Source organism: Deinococcus aerius (assembly GCF_002897375.1).
Taxonomy (GTDB): domain Bacteria; phylum Deinococcota; class Deinococci; order Deinococcales; family Deinococcaceae; genus Deinococcus; species Deinococcus aerius.
Window position 1 is genome coordinate 1 of the sequence record NZ_BFAG01000001.1, and the last position, 16,202, is coordinate 16,202.

Consider the following 16,202-nt stretch of genomic DNA (forward strand, 5'->3'; position numbering starts at 1 on the left):
CTCCCAGGGGGTGCCGTGTGGCTCGCCCCTTCACACCCTCCGGGACACCGCAAGCCCCTGAGCTCAGCCCCGCCGAGCCGGTCTCTGTTCGGCACGATCCACTCACCCCAAAAAAGCCCGCGCGGGAAGGGCTTCCTGTGATGGAGCCGAGGGGGACCGAACCCCTGACCTCGTCATTGCCAGGAGAGCTACCCCCTGCTCGACCCCGCTGGAATGCGTCTCGGCTGGGTGCCGGAGAGGTCCGGGGCGGAATCCGCTCTCGATCAGTTGGAAATTCGCGGCCTGATCGGGAACCACCCGGCGCCCGTTCCTGCATCAGGAGCGGTGGCAGCGGTGAGGGCCGTGTCCGGTCACGGCCATGCCCCAACCACCCTCCAACCATGTCGGTCCCCGTACGGTGGCCTCGCCAATACGGCAAGGAGGCACCACCGATGAACCGACCCCTGACCGCCAGCACCCTGCTGCTCACCGCCCTGCTCAGCGCCTGCACCACCGGCGGCTCCACCCCTGGACCCACGGTCAAGACCATCGACCTCAGCCCGGCGACCGCGTCCGTGGCCGTCGGCCAGAGCACCACCCTCACCGCCACCGCCAGGGACGAACAGGGCAAGCCCATTCAGGGCGTCGCCTTCACCTGGAAGTCCAGCCGCGAGACTGTCGCCTCCGTGACCGGAGGCGTGGTGAAGGGCCTTTCGACAGGCGACACGGGGATCACCGCCAGCACGAGCGGCGTGACGAGCAACCCGGCCACCGTCACCGTCACCCAGGCCCAGCCTCAGCCCGGCGGAGCGTTCGACCTCACGCTCTCGGGCGACAGGCTGCCCGTGGTCACCGGGACGAGCGCGAGCCTGACCGTGAACGTGGCGCGCAAGAACGGCTTTACCGGCGCGGTGAGCCTCACGCTCTCCGGGCTGCCCAGTGGGGCGTCCAGTTCCGCCGTGACGATTCCCGAGGGGCAGACGAGTGCGGCGGTGACCGTCAGTGCGGCGGCGAACGCCCCGCACTCCCTCCCGACCGCCGTGACGCTGACGGGCACGGGGACCGGGGCGGCGAACGTGACCCGGGCGATCACCGTGACGGTGCGCGGCCCGGCGGGGAGCCTCGACACCACCTTCGGCGCGGGGGGGCGGAGCGTCACCGACTTCGCGGGCCGGGACGACTACGCCCAGGCCATCGCCATGCAGGCGGACGGGCGGCTGGTCCTCGCGGGGTATGCGCCGGGAACGAGCGGGCAGGGGCAGACCTTTGCCCTGACCCGGCTGACCCGTGACGGCGCCCCCGACCCGACCTTCGGCGCGGGCGGCAAGGTGCAGGTGAACTTTGGCAGCGGCAACGACCAGGCCTACGCCACGCTCGTGCAACCGGACGGCAAGATCCTGGCGGCGGGCTTTGCGGACGTGTCAGGTAACCGCGACTTCGCGCTGCTGCGCCTCAACGCCGACGGCAGCCCTGACTCGACCTTCGGCGCGGGAGGCCGGGTCACGGTGGCGGTGGGCGCCGCAGAGGACCGGGCCTATGCGCTCGCGCTGCAACCGGACGGCAAGATCGTGGTGGGCGGCACCAGCCAGAGCGGGGCGGCCACCGGGCTCGACTTCGCCCTCGCGCGCCTGAACGCGAACGGCACCCTGGACCCGTCGTTCGGATCGGGCGGCAAGGTGGTCACGCCGGTCGCGGCGGGCGGCGTGCAGGATACGGTGTACGCCCTGCTGGCCCACGGGGACAGCCTCTACGCTGTGGGCGGCGAGACCGACTTCATGCTGGCGAAGTACACCTCGGCCGGCACCCTGGACCCGGCCTTCGGCGCGGGCGGCAAGGTGGCGGGCCTCTTCGGCAGCGTGGTGGGCCGGGCGCGCGGCGTGGCACTGAGCACCGTGGGCGGCCAGGAACGGCTCGTGGTGGCGGGGAACGCGGGCAACGACACGGCGGTCGCCCGCCTGACCCTGGGCGGGTCCCCCGACGCCACGTTCGGCAACGCGGGCAGGAAGGTGCTGGCGCTGAGCCCCGGCTGGGACGAGGCCAGCGGCGTGGCGGTGGAGCCGGGTGGCAAGCTGGCGCTGGGCGGCTGGGCCCACGACACGACGACCACCGGCAACTTCACCGCCGTGCGCCTGCTGGAGAACGGGGCCACGGACAACACCTTCGGCACGAACGGCGTGGTCGTCGCGCCGCTGGCTCCCGCGGGCAAGAACGACCTGGGCCGCGCGGTGCTGCTCCAGCCCGACGACCGCATCCCCGCCACCCGGATCGTCGTCGCGGGCGAGGCCGTGCCGAGTTTCAGCGACTTCGCCGCGATCCGCCTCTGGCCCTGAGCCCCCCGCTCCGACCACTCCAGGAGTCCGACCATGAACAAGCGTTCCCTGCTCGCCGCCGCCCTGTCTCTCCTCCTCGCCGGATGCACCACGGGTGCGGACGGGACGGGCCGTCCCCCCACGCCCGCCCCGAACCCGGCTCCCCGGCCCGCCCAGGCCCACACCATGTCGGGCACCGTGCGAAACAGCGCGGGCCAACCCGTCGCCGGGGCCACGGTGTTCGCCGGGCATACCGTCTACTTCAACACCAACGTCCTCGCCAAGACGGGTGCCGACGGCACCTACCGCCTCAGCGTCCGCGAGCCCGCTGGGTCGTGGTACGCGGGGGGCACGGTGGAGGCGAGCCTGGACGGGCAGCGCTACACCTTCGACCTGCTGCCCAGCAGCAGTGAGCCCTTCCCCGGCGCCCAGGGCGCGGTGCGCGACTTCACCTGGCGGCTGACCGGCGAGCGCCCGGACGGCCAGAAGATCGGGGCCACCGTGACCGTCTATGCCGACTTCTTCGACCCGGGATTGCTGGACTGGCTGCCGGACATCGAGCTGACCCTGACGCCCACCGGCCCGCGCATCGACGGCAGCCCCGGCGTGGAGGTGCGCGGCAGGATCGAGCAGACCCCCGACGGCCAGGAGGGGCTGGAGGACATCGCCCTGGGGCGTTACGCGATCTCGGCCCGCTACGCCCCCGCCGGGGGGCCAAGCCAGACGCTCCAGATCCGCCGCCGCAACCAGGGCGAGTTTGCGCCCACCGTGGCCTCGCGCTTCGTCCAGCGGGGCTCCGGGCAGATCATGGAGGTGGAAGTCTCGCGCCAGCCCTGACCCCCGTGCGCCGCCGCCGCTCAGCTCAGCCCGTGTTCCAGGGCGTAGCGGGTGGCGGCGGCGCGGTTGTTCACGCCCAGCTTGCCCAGCACCGCCTTGACCTGATCGGTCACCGTGTAGACGCCGGTGCCCAGCCGGGCGGCGATCTGCTTGTTCGATAAGCCTTGCGAGAGGAGCGAGAGCACCTCCCGCTCGCGCGGGGTCAGCGTGAAGGCCGCCGGGTCGCGCCCCGGAGTGGGCGCCGGGCGCTCCTCGGGCAGGCCCGCGGCGAGCAGCGTGGCCATCAGCGCCTCCGGGTCGGCGGCCTGTCCCTCCTGGAGGGCGCGCGCCAGCTCTGGCTCGTGTCCCCGGCTGAGAAGGGGCGCGAGCCAGGGGGCGAAGAGGGACTGCACCAGCGTGGGGTCGTAGTTGCGGGCGGCGGCCAGTGCTCCCGAGGCCGCCCAGTGCCGCAGGGCCTGGGCGGGCCGCCCCAGGCTCACCAGCAGGGCGGCCACACCGCCCAGCCCCCCGACCTGCAAGTCGGTGGTGTGCAGGGCGGCGCCCACCCGCACCACGTTCAGCAGCAGGGCCTGGGCGCCCTGCGAGTTGCCGTCCGTCAACTCCACCGACGCCAGGATCAGTTCGGCCCAGCCCCGCCCGATGTGGTTGCTCACCTCTTCCGTGAGGGCGATGGCCTCCCGCAACAGGCCGCGCGCCACGTCGCGCTTCCCGCCCGACAACGCGAGCATGGCCTGCATGGAGAGGCACATCGCCCCGACCAGGCTGTCCCCGTGGGGCCGCGCCCAGGCCAGGCTGCGCGCGAGGTCGGCCGCCGCGCCCGCGGGATCAGTCGGCAGCGTCGCGTAGGCCCGGATTTGCAGGCCGTACGCCAGCCCCTGTTCGTCCCCGAGGGCGCCGAATACCTCCACGCAGCGGGCCGCGCACGCCTGACCCTGGGCGAGGTGGCCGCCCCGGTAGGCGAGAAAGGCCAGGACGTACCACCACCACCCGGCGGCGGCGCTTGTGGCCGGGACAGCACTCAGCGCGCCGCGCAGCCGCGCCGCGGCGGTGGGGTCGAGGTGGGAGGAGGCCAGCGGGGCGAGGTGCAGGGCGAGATCGGCCAGCGCGGCCTCGTCCCGCGTCTCCTGGGCGTGGGCCAGCGCCGCGAGGAGGTTGGGCCACTCCGCCTCCAGTTCCGCCACGGACCCCGCCGTCGTCAGGAGGTCCGGCTGGTCGTGCCCCTCGATGTGGCGCCGGAGCGCGCGCAGCCGCTCCCGGAAAAACTTCAGGTGCGCCGCGTGAACCGCCTCCTCCTCGCCGCCCCGCCGCAACTGCTCCAGCGCGTATTCGCGCACCGTCTCCAGCAGGCGGTAACGCGTGTCCGGGCCGCGCGCCTCGCCCTGCACCAGGCTCTTGTCCACCAGCGAGGCCAGGCCGCCCAGCACGTCCTCCTCCTCCCCGCGGCACACCGCCCCCGCCGCCTCCAGGGTGAAGCCGCCGACAAACACGCCCAACCGGGCCAGGAGCCGCCGCTCGGCCTCGTCCAGCAGCGCGAAACTCCAGTCGATGGCGGCGCGCAGGGTCTGCTGCCGCTGGGGCAGGTCGCGCGCCCCGCCCGTGAGCAGCGAGAGGCGGTCGCGCAGCCGGTCGCGCAGTGCCCCCAGCCCCAGCACCCGGACGCGCGCGGCGGCGAGTTCGAGGGCGAGGGGCAGACCGTCAAGGCCCCGGCAGATGTCCTCGATGAGCTGCCCCTCGCCCTCATCCAGGGTCAGGCCGGGCCGCGCGGCGCGGGCGCGGTCCAGAAAGAGCCGCACAGCATCCCCCACCGGGTCGTCGGGCCGGGGCAGGCCGAGGGGCGGCACGGGGAACTCGTGCTCGCCGTAGAGCCGCAGCCGTTCGCGGCTGGTCACGAGCAGGGTGCTGCCCTGAGCGAGGGCGAGCAGCCGTCCCAGATCGGGCGCGGCGTCCTGCACGTGCTCGAAATTGTCCAGCACGAGCAGGAGCTGCCGCTCGGCGAGCGCCTCGCCCACCACCTCCACCACGTCGCGCGCCGAGGGCTGGAGCCCCAGGGCGCGGGCCACGGCGGGCATGACCTGCTCCGCCCGCTCCAGGGGGGCGAGCGGCACGAAGAGGACGCCCCCGGGAAAACGCGGCGCGAGCACGCGCGCGGCCTCGAGTGCCAGGCGCGTCTTGCCCACCCCGCCGGGGCCGGTGAGCGTGAGCAGCGACACGGCGGGCCAGTTGAGAATCTGCTCGACCAGCGCGACCTCCCGCTCCCGGCCAATCAGGGAGGTCGGCGGCGTGGGGAGCGCCGGGGACGTGGACGCGGACATCGGTGAGGGCAGTGTACCCCACCGGGTTTCCCCCCACTGGGGGGATGCGGCCCCTCCCCCAAACCAGGGATGAGCGGCGAGGGCCCCCTCCCTAAGCTGCGGGTCAGAAGGCACGAACAGCCCACGACTCCCGAGGTGAACCATGAACCCGCCCATTCCTGCTCCCCTGCGCCGCGTCACGCCCGAGAACACCTATGCCCTGCGCGCCGACCGCTTCAGCGTGCTCCTCGGCGGCGAGGACACCGGGGGACGCCTCGCGGTGATCGACCTGTGTGCCCGGCGCGACTTTGAGCCCCCGGTCCACGTCCACCGCCACGAGGACGAGCTGATCGCCGTGCTGGAGGGCCGCCTGACCGTGGAGGTGGGCGCTGAACACGTCGAGGCCGCCCCCGGCCAGGTGCTGCTGCTGCCGCGCGGCGTGCCCCACGCCCTGCATCTGCTCAGCGAGACGGCCCGGTTGCTGGTGATCTACAGTCCCGCCGGATTCGAACACTTCCTGCGCGAGGTCGGCCAGACGCTCCCCGTGCCCTCAGCCCCCGGCCCGCCCGACGTGCCGCGCCTGGTGATCTCCGGAGAGCGCTACGGCCTGACGTTCTTTCCCGACATCCCCGAGGAGGAGTGAGATGACGCAGGACACGGTGACGGGCGCGGCCTCCTGGACGGTGCAGGTGCTGGGCCAGGCGGGCCTGCGCGGCCCGGACGGCGCCCTGCGGCCCCTGGAACGAAAAGCCGCCGCCCTCCTAGCCTACCTCGCGGTCGAGGGCCACGCCTCCCGGGGCCGCCTGATCGCCCTGCTCTGGCCCGAGACCCGTGAGGACGCGGCCCGCAACAACCTCGTGCATCTCCTGCGCAAGCTGGGGCACCTGACCGGGACTTCCCTGATCGAGGGGCGCGAGATGCTGGCCCTGCACCCCGCGGTACGGGTGGACCTGCGCGGACTCGCTGGCGATGACCTCCCGCAGGTCACCGCGCCCCTGCTGGGCACCCACGAGTTCGACGACTGCCCGGAACTCGACGAGTGGGTGCGCGCCGAGCGCGTGCGGCTGGAGGAGTGGTGGCTGCTGGGCCTGCGCGAGCGTGCCCAGGCGCTCGAGGACCAGGGAGCCTACGGCGCGGCGCTGGCGGTCGTCCTGCGGCTGCTCGACCTCGATCCCCTCTCCGAGGACGCCCACCACCGCCTGATGCGTCTGCACGCCCGCACCGGCAACCGCCACCGCGCCCTGCGGACCTACGAGCGCCTGTGTGCCCTGCTGCGCCGCGAGTTCGGGGTCGAGCCGCTGCCTGAAACTGCCCTCCTCGCCCAGTCGTTGCGGCGGGCTCTCCCGCTTCCCAGCCTGCCCGCGCCGTTCGTCACAGCCTGAGCTCCCCCTGCCGCGCCCCTGGAGGTTCCTATGAAATACCTCGTTCTTATCCACGTCCTGAGCGCCCTCGTCGGGCTGGGTCCGAGCTACTTCTCGGCGGTCCTGCTGCGCCGCGGGCAGTCGCCGGGCGCCCTGCGCCACAACCTCGCCCTGTTCTCGGCCCTGAGCACCTTCCCCAAGGTCGGCGGAACACTGGCGGTGCTGAGCGGGCTGGCGCTAATTTGGCGGGGCCAGTACGGCCCGGTGACGCAGCTCTGGCTGCTCGGCTCGCTGCTGGTGTACGTGCTTATTCAGGCCGTGGTCCTGGGGTACGTGCTGCCGCGCATAGGCCGCCTGTCCACGTGGGCGGGCAGTCCGGCCGGTCTGGAAGCCGCCGCCGTGCCCAGTGAGCAGGCCGCCGTGCTGAGGGGGCTTCACCGGGCGCACCTGCTGGTGGGGGCGCTGGGTCTGGTCCTCTTCACCCTGATGATCCTCAAACCGCACTGAGTGCGACCAGGGGGAAGGGTTCCGCTGGGCGCTGACCCCATCCGCAGCGCGCCCGGCCCTCTTCCCTCAGCTAGGGCCGCGCATCGGGTCCGGGGTTCGGACAGGAGTGAGGTCGGAGCGACAGCAGACCCACATGCTCAGGGCATTCCTTAAAACGCGGCACCAGATCGCACCTGGAAAAGAGCCTCAAAAAACGCAAGGCCCGTCCAAGACGGGCCTTTTGTGTGGTGGAGTCGAGGGGGTCGAGTCGCGGACCTCGATAGTGCGAGTACAGCAGTCGGCGTTTGCCGCCCGTTTGTGGCTCTCGATGGACCCGGCTTCCAACGCGTGCTGGTGTGGTGTCAAGGGGAGCTGGCAAGATGGGAAGGAGAATCTTCCGTCATCGTCTTGCCCCCGCTACTGCACTATTACTGCACCAGAGGGAGCAATGCCTCCTCGAAGGCCGATGCGATGAGGAACTTTTCCCTAAGTTCAGCTCTTCCGCGCCCGCCCCCTACCTCCTGCTGAACTCCCAGGGCCGCATTCAGGAGGTCAATGCCGCCGCCTGCGGGTTGCTGGGCCGCACCCGTGAAGTCCTGTTGGGCAAACGGCTCTCGGGGTTTTTCACCCCCGAGTCGCAGAGCTCTTTCGACCTGCTGCTCCGGCAGGTCTCGGACGGGGGCCTGACGCAACGAGGCGAAGGGCGCGTGCTGAGCGTGGACGACGCCCCCTTTGACGTGCTGTTGGATGTCGATGCTTCCATCGTGGACGGGGAGTTTCAACACTTCCGGCTGATCATTACGGACATCACGGCCCACGGGCAGGTCCAGCAGAACCTGCTGGATTCGTTGGAACGCCTGATGGCCGTGGCGCTGGGTCGCCACTGACGGCTGGTTCGATGGACGTGAGGCACCGCCGAGTAGCCCCAACTTCGTGACTGTCCCAAAAGGTCTGACATTCGGTCTGACCCTTTCCGGAGAGGCAAACACATCGAGAAAAAGAAAAGAGCCCGTGAAGGACGGGCTTCCCTTGGTGGAGTCGAGGGGGATCGAACCCCTGACCTCGTCATTGCGAACGACGCGCTCTCCCAGCTGAGCTACGACCCCACGGTGCTGAGGTGCCCCTCTCCGGGCGAGGGAGAATCTAGCATGCGTTTTCGGGGCCGCGCAAGGGGGCCGCGTGGCCGGGTCGGAGAGACAGGCCGCAGTACGCCCGCTGCCGCGCGGGTAGACTCCGGTGCATGAGTGCGCCCGTCACGCCTGCCCGCCCGTCCCCGTCGGGGCAAGAGGACCGCTTCACCTACAAGTTCGGCCAGGAGGGCATCACCTTCGACGACGTGCTGCTGCTGCCCCGCCACTCCACGGTGCTGCCGCACGAGGTCAGTGTCGAGACGCAGCTCACCCGGCGGGTGCGGCTGAATATCCCCTTCGTCTCGGCGGCGATGGACACGGTCACGGAAACCGGGATGGCCGTGGCGATGGCCCGTGAGGGCGGCATCGGCGTCATCCACAAGAACATGGCCGTGGACGCGCAGGCCGAGATGGTCCGCAAGGTCAAGCGCAGCGAGAGCGGCATGATCGTGGACCCCATCACCCTGCCGCCGACCGCCACGGTGGGCGAGGCCGACCGCCTGATGGCCGAGTACCGGATCAGCGGCGTGCCGATCACCGACCCCTCCGGCAGGCTGCTGGGGATCATCACCAACCGCGACATGCGCTTTATCGACGACCTCGCCACGCCCGTCGCGGACGTGATGACCCGCGAGGACCTCGTGACCGTCCCGGTGGGCACCACGCTGGAGGAGGCGCAGGCGATCTTCAAGCGCACCCGCATCGAGAAGCTGCTCGTGACCGACGAGGCGGGCTTCCTGAAGGGACTCATCACCATCAAGGACCTCGCCAAGCGGGTGAAGTATCCCCGGGCCGCGAAGGACGACCTGGGCCGCCTGCGGGTCGCCGCCGCCATCGGCGTGGGGGCCGACCTGATGGACCGGGCGGGGGCGCTCGTCGCGGCGGGGGCGGACGTGCTGGTCCTCGACAGCGCGCACGGCCACAGCCAGGGCATCCTGAACGCGCTGACGCGGGTGAAGGAAAGTTTCGATGTGGACGTGATCGCGGGGAACGTCGCCACGAGGGGCGGGGCGCGGGACCTGATCGCGGCGGGGGCGGATGCGGTGAAGGTCGGCATCGGGCCGGGCTGCTTCGCCGCCGGAACCCGGGTGCTGATGGCGGGCGGCTACTACAAGAACATCGAGGACGTGAGGGTGGGCGACCGGGTGCTGAACATGCACGGGCAGCCGGTGACCGTGGTGAACTCGTGGTGTACCGGCATTCGGGAGGTCATCGCGGTGCGTCACGTCCACGCCCCGCGTGAAACGCTGGTGACGCCCGATCACCGTTACTGGGTAGGCGACCTCAGCACGGTGAGTGCGGCGTCCGTGAGTTCGAGGGGGTACGCCCGCTCGCTGGCCCAGCCGACCCGCCTGGGCGAGAGCAAGCTCAGGTGGAAGGCGGTGGGCGAGGCGGGGGGCGACGTGTTCCTGATGCCCCGCCAGCTTGACTTCGAGTGGCCCGGGACGCTGGAGATCAATCTGGGGGACTTCGCCGTCCGTCAGGGGCAGCTTGAGCGTCGGTATCAGACGCAGATCCGGGAGAGTTACGACCTCGGCTACCTGTTCGGCACTTTCCTGGGTGACGGGCACGCCTTTATCAACCACAACGGCAGCGAGACCCGCACCGGGTCGGAGGTCGGTCGGGTGGACTGGTACTTCTCGCATGAGGAGGGGGAGATCGCCGACAAGCTGAGCGCTGTGGTGGAGAGGGTGACGGGCGTGCGCCCCGCGCGCAAGGACGATGGCAATCTCATCCGCCTTTACCTGTACTCGCTGCCCTGGGCTCGCCTCCTCGCGGGGTTCGGGAAGAAGCAGCACAAGCAGCTTCCCCACGCGTATCTGGTCAATCATCCCGAATACCTGAAGGGCCTCAAAGACGGCCTGATCGACAGTGACGGTTACGTCGCCGCCGACGGCCGCCAGTGCTTTGTGAACACGTCCCGTGAACTGCTGGAACTCTTCGGGTTGCTGTGTCACCTCATTGACGGCAGCCTGCCGAACATGCACGTCGAGCCCGGCAACCTTGGTGGCCTACAAGGTGTCAGAGGTGAGCTGCTCGACTCCTACCGCGCCCGCCTGAATGTCTCGCACGCCGCCCGGCAACTGCCCAACTACAGCGTGGTCAAGCCCCTCTCGCGCCGGGAGTTGAACCTCAGCGTGCCCGTCTACGATATCGAGGTGGACTGCCCGACTCACAGCTTCATCGCCGACAACGCGGTGGTTCACAACAGCATCTGCACCACCCGCGTCGTCACTGGCGTCGGCGTTCCCCAGATCACCGCCATCTTCGAAGCCTCGGAGGTCGCCCTCGAAGCCGGAATCCCCGTCATCGCCGACGGCGGCATCAAGCAGACGGGCGACGTGCCCAAGGCGATTGCCGCCGGGGCGAGCGCCGTGATGATGGGCTCCATGTTGGCGGGCACCGATGAGGCCCCCGGCGAGGTCGTGCTGCGCGACGGGCGCCGCTACAAGAGCTACCGGGGCATGGGCTCCCTGGGCGCGATGGACCAGGGCTCCAGCGACCGCTACTTCCAGACGGGCAGCCGCAAGTTCGTCCCCGAGGGGATCGAGGGCATCATCGCCTACCGGGGCACGGCGGGCGAGGTGCTGTACCAGTTCGTCGGCGGGCTGAGGAGCAGCATGGGCTACTGCGGGGCGCCCGACCTCCAGACCCTGCGCGACACCGCCCAGTTCGTCCGCATCACGGGCGCGAGCCTGATCGAGAGCCACCCGCACGGGGTCACGATCACGAAGGAGGCGCCGAACTACGGGGGGAAGTAGGCCGTAGGCAGAGCGTGCCCCCGTACTGCGTCCCAGTTCCCACACCTCTCCTCGCCAGAGCCCCTACCCTGTTCGCGTGAAGCGTCTCCTCACTGCCCCGCGTGAGCCCATCAATGCCCTGACCCACTGGGGCGGGGCGCTCGCGGCCCTGATCGTGCTGGGGCCGCTGCTGGACTGGGCGCACGCGCGGGGCCTGGTCCTGTGGCCCTTCCTGGTGTTCGGCCTGAGCATGGTGGGGCTGTACGCCGCCTCGGCGAGCTACCACTCGTTCCGGCCCGGCGAGCGGGGGCTGCTGTGGCTGCGAAAACTCGACCACGCGGGCATCTTCCTGCTGATCGCGGGGAGTTACACGCCGGTTGTGTACTACGGGCTGGAGGGCGCGTGGCGGGACGGCGTGCTGTGGGTGATCTGGGGCATCGCGCTGACGGGGATCGTCCTCAAGCTGGTGACCATGCGGCTGCCGCGCTGGGTCAGCACCCTGCTGTACCTGGGGATGGGCTGGGTGGCCGTGGTCCTCCTGCCGCAACTGGCGCGCAACCTGCCCCCCGCCGCGCTCTTCTGGATGGCGGCGGGCGGCGTGCTGTATTCCATCGGGGCCGTCATCTATGGCACGCGGCGGTGGAATCCGCGCCCCGGCAGTCGTTGGGAACACTGGGGCTTTCACGAGATCTGGCACCTGTTCGTGCTGGGCGGCACGGGGGCGCACGTGGCGATGATGTTCTGCCTGCGCTGAGGAGCCGCGAGCAAAACGCAAAGGCCCCCGGATCAGTCCCGGGGGCCTTTTTCTGGGCCGACTCGCCTAGATGCCCACGGCGCCCAGCACCCAGCGCTGCACGCTGCCGATGATGTTGCCGATGGGCCGCTGCGCGATGAGGATGAACAGCATCACGATCACGAAGCTGAAGGGCTGGGCCTCGAACTGCGCGAGGCTGCGCCCCAGCGAGGGCACGAGGGCACCCAGGATGCGGCTGCCGTCGAGCAGCGGGATGGGAATCAGGTTGAAGACGGCCAGCACGATGTTGGTGCTGAGGATGGTCAGCAGCACGGCGGCCGTGAAGTCACTGTAGGGCAGGAAGCGCAGCAGCAACCCCGCCAGCAGGGCGATGAGCAGGTTGCTGATCGGCCCCGCCGCCGAGACCCACAGCGTGCCCCAACGCCCCAGGTTGTTCGGGTTGATGGGCACCGGGCGCGCGAAGCCGAAGCCCGCGATGAGCAGCAGCAGGGTGCCGAAGGGGTCGAGGTGCCGGACTGGATTGAGGGTCACGCGCCCGAAGCGCCGGGGCGTGGGGTCCCCCAGCCGATCCGCCGTCCAGGCGTGGGCGAACTCGTGGACGGTGAGGGACAGCACGAGCGCCGCCGCGACAATCACGAACGCGACGGGGCTCGTACTCAGGAGGCTAAGCAGCATATGGGGAGCAGTTTACGGGGTCGAGGTGGGGACACACCGGATGACCCCTCACTGAGGGGGGGGAGGGGAGTTCCGCAGATAGGCCTCCAGCGCTGCCCGTTCCTCCTCCCGCGAGCGCACCTGCCCGCCCCGCCGCAAGGTTGCCAGATGGGCCAGGGCTGCCCCCACCGCCGGGCCGGGCGGCACTCCCAGCGCCACCACGTCCCGGCCAGTCAGCGGGGGGTAGGCGTCCGGGCGCAGCAGGGCACGCAGGATGGCCTCGGGGCTGCCGGGGGAGGCGGGAGCATCGGACAGGGCGCGGGCGAGCAGGGCGCCGGGCTTCTCGCCCAACCCCAACCGGGCGGCCAGGGCCGGGGGGTCGGGGGCGACGGAGAGCAGGGCGGCGGCATAGGCCTGTTCGGGGACCGATTCGCCCGCGTCCTGTCTCCCGTCCAGGGCCTCCAACCGCTCCACGGCCCCGCCCGGCAGGAGCGACCCCGCCCCCCACTCCTCCAGCACCCGGGCGGCCCGCCCCGGCCTGCGCTCGCCCAGCAGCAGGCGCAGTTCGGCATGCAGGCGGGGGGTGCGTCCGGCCATCTCCAGCGCGTCCGGCACCTGCCGCCGCAATTCGGGATGCGCGCCCAGGTCCAGCCGCCCGGCCAATCTCGCCCCGCGCACCAGGCGGCTCGCGTCCTCGTGAAAGGAGCGGGGGTGCAGGGGCCGCAGCGTCCGGGCCCGCAAGTCCTCCAGCCCGCCCACCTCGTCGAGGAGGGTCACCTCACCGTCCGGCCCCACCACCAGCGCCAGCGCGTTGAGCCCGAAGTCGCGCCGCCGCAGGTCGTCCGTGAGGCTTCCGGGGGCGGGAACGGGATTGGCCCCGGGCACCGGGTAGCTCTCCCGCCGCGCCCGCACGAGGTCGGCGTGCCGCCCGTCCGGCAGGGTCACCGTGGCGTTGCCGAAGGCGGGGTGGACGAGGAAGGGGAGCCCCGTGGCGGCGGCGAGGGCGCCCGCGTCCGTCCCCTCCACCACCACGTCGAGGTCGAGGGGCGCCCCGCCCAACAGCGCGTCGCGCACGGCGCCGCCGACGAGGGCCACCCGTGCCCCCGGTCCCGCCCCCCGGGCGAGCCTCACCAGCCAGTCCCGGTCCGCGGGTTGAAGCTGACCCCAAGCCCGCCGTGAGAGCGGTTCCGCCGATACGTTCACCCTATTGGAAGGAGCTGGCGTCCAGCGTCACTGTCACGTTGCGCGCCCTGCCGCCGCGCACCACGCGGAGATTCACGGTGTCGCCCTGCTTCTTGTCGATCAGGACGGCCTGGAGGTCCTCGAGGGCGTCCACCGGCTCGCCGTCCGCCGCCACGATCACGTCGCCGCCCACCGCGACGCGGCCTCCCTGGAAGGCCCGCATCGTCCCGCCGCGCAGCCCGGCCTCGGCGGCCGGTGACCCCGCCTGCACGCTGCCGACCACGAGGCCCGTCTCGGGAAGGCCCAGTTGCTGCTTGCCCTGGCTGGACAGGGCGCTCAGGCCCACCGGAACGGGGCGGTCAGGTCCCTGCACGACCAGCCCCGCCGTGATGCCCAGCCGGGGCGGGCCGACCACCCCGCCGTTCGCCTGTTGCAGCCGGGGCAGCAGGCTCTTGGCCGAGTTGATGGGGATGGCAAAGCCCACGCCCGCGCTCTGGCCGACCCCCGTGGCCGCTCCCGATGGGGAGAGGATCTGCGTGTTGATCCCGATGACCCGCCCGCCCGAGTCGAGCAGCGGCCCGCCCGAGTTGCCGGGGTTGATCGCCGCGTCGGTCTGGATCGCCTTCTGGGTGATGCCCTCGCCGCCCGCCGAGAAGCCGATGGGGATCTGCCGGGCGGTGCTGCTCACGATCCCCTCGGTCACGCTGAAGTCCAGCCCGAAGGGGGCGCCCATCGCCACGGCCTTCTGCCCCACCCTGAGCGTGTCACTGTCCCCCAGCGGGATGGGCCTGATCAAGCTCTTGTCCAGCCCCTGCGGGCGAATGAGCGCGAGGTCGTACTGCGGCGCGAGACCGATCACGCGCGCGGGCACGCTCTGCTCGCGGTTCATCACCCGGATGCTGATGCGGGTGGCGGAGCCCTGGCCGCCCTCGCCCGCGACGACGTGGTAGTTCGTCAGGATGTCGCCCTGCTCGTTCACGAAAAAGCCGCTGCCCACGCCCTGCTGCACCTGGGTCTGGTCCCCCTGGCCGAACAGATACCCCAGCGGGTTCTGGCTGACCACCTCCTGCTCGGTGCTGATGTACACCAGCCCCGGCTCGTAGCGCCGCACGATGTCGATGGTGTTCTGCTCGTTTTGCAGCCGCGCCCCCGCCTCGGTCGGCGCGGGGGTGGTCGTCTGGGCCGTCTGCCCCGTCTGCGCCCCGGAAAACGGCACCTGGTCCCGCAGCAGGGTCGCCCCCAGCCCCAGACCCACCAGCACCAGCATCACGGCGAGAAGCGGTCGTCTCATGGGGCCATTATCGGCGCGGGGGTGAGACCGCGGGCAGGGGGGCGAAAAGCCCCACCTACCGAATTCGTTCATTCGGGCGGTGGGGGCACGCGCAGGCCACCCGGCGGATGACGCCGGGCCGGGAGGTGTGCTGTGCTGGGTCCCCATGCCCGACCTGTCTGCCGCCGCCCGGAACCTGGCCCTCACCCTCGGCTCGTACCTGGAGCGTGGCCGCACGGACGGCGTATTCCACCTCGCGGTGGGCGGCCCCGGCAGCGTTCCCGCCCTCGCCGACCTCGACGTGCCGGAGCTGCACCTCGACCTGCTGCCCGAGTCGCCGACCGAGGGGCAGCGGGCGGCCCTGACGGGGCTGGGGTACATGCCGGGCGGGGAGGGGCGCTGGACCCACACTGGTGGCTGGCGGCTCGTCCTGCCCGACCACGGCAGCGGGTGGCGGGCCGAGCAGGTGGTCCTGCGGACGCTGCTGCTGGAGGACCTGGGGGCGGCTGAGCGCTACCGGCGGGTTTTGCTGGAGGCGGGCCGGGAGGCGGCGGACCGGGCCCTCTGGGAGGCCGCGCTCGCGCACCACACCCGCACCGTCGGCTTTGCCCCCGCCCACTTCGTCGCCGAAACCTTGAACCGCATGGACCTGCCTTGGATGTTCGCGGGCGGCCTGGCCCTCGACCTGCACCTGGGCCGGGTCACGCGCCCCCACGACGACCTCGACGTGGTGCTGCCCCGCGCGGGCCAGTTGCAGGTGCGGAACGCGCTCGCGGGGCAGGGCTGGCGGCTGGACGCCTGTTTGGAAGGAACCTACCAGGCCTGGACCGCGCCTATCGAGCCCCCCTCCTTCCAGGTCCACGCCCGCCACCGCGATCTGCCGGGCGTGCTGATGCTCGACCTGATGTTCACCGATCTGCGAGGGGACCTGTGGCACTACCGCCGCGATCCCCGGGTCACGCTCCCCTTGGAGCAGGCCCGGCGGGTCGGCCTGGGCGGGCTGCCCTTCCTCGCGCCGGGGGCGGTGCTGCTGTTCAAGAGCAAGGTGGGGGGACGGGACCCCCGGGGAAAGGATCAGGGGGACTTCGGGCGCGCCTTGCCCACCTTGGCGGCAGACGCGCGGGCGTGGCTGGCGGGAGCCCTGCGGCTCACCCAGCCCGGGCATCCCTGGCTGGCGGCGCTGGAGTGAAACAGAACGGGGGGATGCC

General features: G+C 71.4%; 13 protein-coding genes and 1 tRNA gene. 9 read left to right on the top strand and 5 right to left on the bottom strand.

Features of this window, described 5'->3' with window-relative positions; translation table 11 throughout:
* The first annotated feature begins 431 nt into the window (after nt 1-431).
* Both DAERI_RS00005 and DAERI_RS00010 read left to right on the top strand, forming a co-directional pair.
* On the top strand, nt 432-2,309 hold the full coding sequence (locus DAERI_RS00005) for an Ig-like domain-containing protein (RefSeq protein WP_165794009.1): 1,878 nt from the start codon (nt 432-434) through the stop codon (nt 2,307-2,309).
* A 33-nt stretch (nt 2,310-2,342) separates the two neighbouring features.
* Entirely contained in the window at nt 2,343-3,125 is a 783-nt protein-coding gene (locus DAERI_RS00010) for a carboxypeptidase-like regulatory domain-containing protein (RefSeq protein ID WP_103127446.1), read from the top strand.
* Nucleotides 3,126-3,145: 20 nt separating this feature from the next.
* Here DAERI_RS00010 and DAERI_RS22630 read toward each other — a convergent pair whose 3' ends face one another.
* Nucleotides 3,146-5,437, bottom strand: a complete 2,292-nt coding sequence (locus DAERI_RS22630) for a winged helix-turn-helix domain-containing protein (RefSeq protein ID WP_103127447.1) — start codon at nt 5,435-5,437, stop codon at nt 3,146-3,148.
* Nucleotides 5,438-5,579: 142 nt separating this feature from the next.
* Between DAERI_RS22630 and DAERI_RS00020 the strand changes: the two genes are divergently transcribed.
* From DAERI_RS00020 to DAERI_RS00035, 4 genes are all read left to right on the top strand, one after another.
* On the top strand, nt 5,580-6,059 hold the full coding sequence (locus DAERI_RS00020; RefSeq protein WP_103127448.1) for a cupin domain-containing protein: 480 nt from the start codon (nt 5,580-5,582) through the stop codon (nt 6,057-6,059).
* 1 nt (nt 6,060) lies between these two features.
* Nucleotides 6,061-6,798: an AfsR/SARP family transcriptional regulator gene (locus DAERI_RS00025; protein ID WP_103127449.1), complete on the top strand. Its 738-nt coding sequence runs from the start codon at nt 6,061-6,063 to the stop codon at nt 6,796-6,798.
* A gap of 30 nt (nt 6,799-6,828) precedes the next feature.
* Nucleotides 6,829-7,284, top strand: coding sequence for a DUF2269 family protein (locus tag DAERI_RS00030; RefSeq protein WP_103127450.1), 456 nt, complete (start codon nt 6,829-6,831; stop codon nt 7,282-7,284).
* Between the two features lie 359 nt (nt 7,285-7,643).
* Nucleotides 7,644-8,150, top strand: a complete 507-nt coding sequence (locus DAERI_RS00035) for a PAS domain-containing protein (RefSeq protein WP_103127451.1) — start codon at nt 7,644-7,646, stop codon at nt 8,148-8,150.
* Between the two features lie 143 nt (nt 8,151-8,293).
* On the opposite strand, the gene DAERI_RS00040 is transcribed toward DAERI_RS00035, so the two are convergent.
* Nucleotides 8,294-8,369 (bottom strand) — tRNA-Ala (locus DAERI_RS00040).
* A gap of 134 nt (nt 8,370-8,503) precedes the next feature.
* Here DAERI_RS00040 and DAERI_RS22635 point away from each other — a divergent pair.
* Nucleotides 8,504-11,155, top strand: coding sequence for an IMP dehydrogenase (locus tag DAERI_RS22635; protein WP_235610140.1), 2,652 nt, complete (start codon nt 8,504-8,506; stop codon nt 11,153-11,155).
* Nucleotides 11,156-11,231: 76 nt separating this feature from the next.
* Nucleotides 11,232-11,888, top strand: a complete 657-nt coding sequence (gene trhA / locus DAERI_RS00060) for a PAQR family membrane homeostasis protein TrhA (protein WP_103127452.1) — start codon at nt 11,232-11,234, stop codon at nt 11,886-11,888.
* A gap of 66 nt (nt 11,889-11,954) precedes the next feature.
* On the opposite strand, the gene DAERI_RS00065 is transcribed toward trhA, so the two are convergent.
* From DAERI_RS00065 to DAERI_RS00075, 3 genes are all read right to left on the bottom strand, one after another.
* On the bottom strand, nt 11,955-12,563 hold the full coding sequence (locus tag DAERI_RS00065) for a site-2 protease family protein (RefSeq protein ID WP_103127453.1): 609 nt from the start codon (nt 12,561-12,563) through the stop codon (nt 11,955-11,957).
* Between the two features lie 48 nt (nt 12,564-12,611).
* Nucleotides 12,612-13,673 (bottom strand): tRNA nucleotidyltransferase/poly(A) polymerase family protein, encoded by a 1,062-nt coding sequence (locus DAERI_RS00070; protein WP_235610142.1) that lies wholly within the window; start codon nt 13,671-13,673, stop codon nt 12,612-12,614.
* A gap of 73 nt (nt 13,674-13,746) precedes the next feature.
* Entirely contained in the window at nt 13,747-15,015 is a 1,269-nt protein-coding gene (locus tag DAERI_RS00075) for a S1C family serine protease (protein ID WP_103127455.1), read from the bottom strand.
* A gap of 145 nt (nt 15,016-15,160) precedes the next feature.
* Between DAERI_RS00075 and DAERI_RS00080 the strand changes: the two genes are divergently transcribed.
* On the top strand, nt 15,161-16,183 hold the full coding sequence (locus DAERI_RS00080) for a nucleotidyltransferase domain-containing protein (RefSeq protein WP_103127456.1): 1,023 nt from the start codon (nt 15,161-15,163) through the stop codon (nt 16,181-16,183).
* Nucleotides 16,184-16,202 lie beyond the last annotated feature (19 nt).

Excerpts from the sequence above, each read along its gene's own strand:
- DAERI_RS00005 (WP_165794009.1), top strand. The coding sequence starts at position 432 with ATGAACCGACCCCTGACCGCCAGCACCCTGCTGCTCACCGCCCTGCTC.
- DAERI_RS00010 (WP_103127446.1), top strand. The coding sequence starts at position 2,343 with ATGAACAAGCGTTCCCTGCTCGCCGCCGCCCTGTCTCTCCTCCTCGCC.
- DAERI_RS22630 (WP_103127447.1), bottom strand. The coding sequence starts at position 5,437 with ATGTCCGCGTCCACGTCCCCGGCGCTCCCCACGCCGCCGACCTCCCTG.
- DAERI_RS00020 (WP_103127448.1), top strand. The coding sequence starts at position 5,580 with ATGAACCCGCCCATTCCTGCTCCCCTGCGCCGCGTCACGCCCGAGAAC.
- DAERI_RS00025 (WP_103127449.1), top strand. The coding sequence starts at position 6,061 with ATGACGCAGGACACGGTGACGGGCGCGGCCTCCTGGACGGTGCAGGTG.
- DAERI_RS00030 (WP_103127450.1), top strand. The coding sequence starts at position 6,829 with ATGAAATACCTCGTTCTTATCCACGTCCTGAGCGCCCTCGTCGGGCTG.
- DAERI_RS00035 (WP_103127451.1), top strand. The coding sequence starts at position 7,644 with ATGGGAAGGAGAATCTTCCGTCATCGTCTTGCCCCCGCTACTGCACTA.
- DAERI_RS22635 (WP_235610140.1), top strand. The coding sequence starts at position 8,504 with ATGAGTGCGCCCGTCACGCCTGCCCGCCCGTCCCCGTCGGGGCAAGAG.
- DAERI_RS00065 (WP_103127453.1), bottom strand. The coding sequence starts at position 12,563 with ATGCTGCTTAGCCTCCTGAGTACGAGCCCCGTCGCGTTCGTGATTGTC.
- DAERI_RS00075 (WP_103127455.1), bottom strand. The coding sequence starts at position 15,015 with ATGAGACGACCGCTTCTCGCCGTGATGCTGGTGCTGGTGGGTCTGGGG.
- DAERI_RS00080 (WP_103127456.1), top strand. The coding sequence starts at position 15,161 with ATGCCCGACCTGTCTGCCGCCGCCCGGAACCTGGCCCTCACCCTCGGC.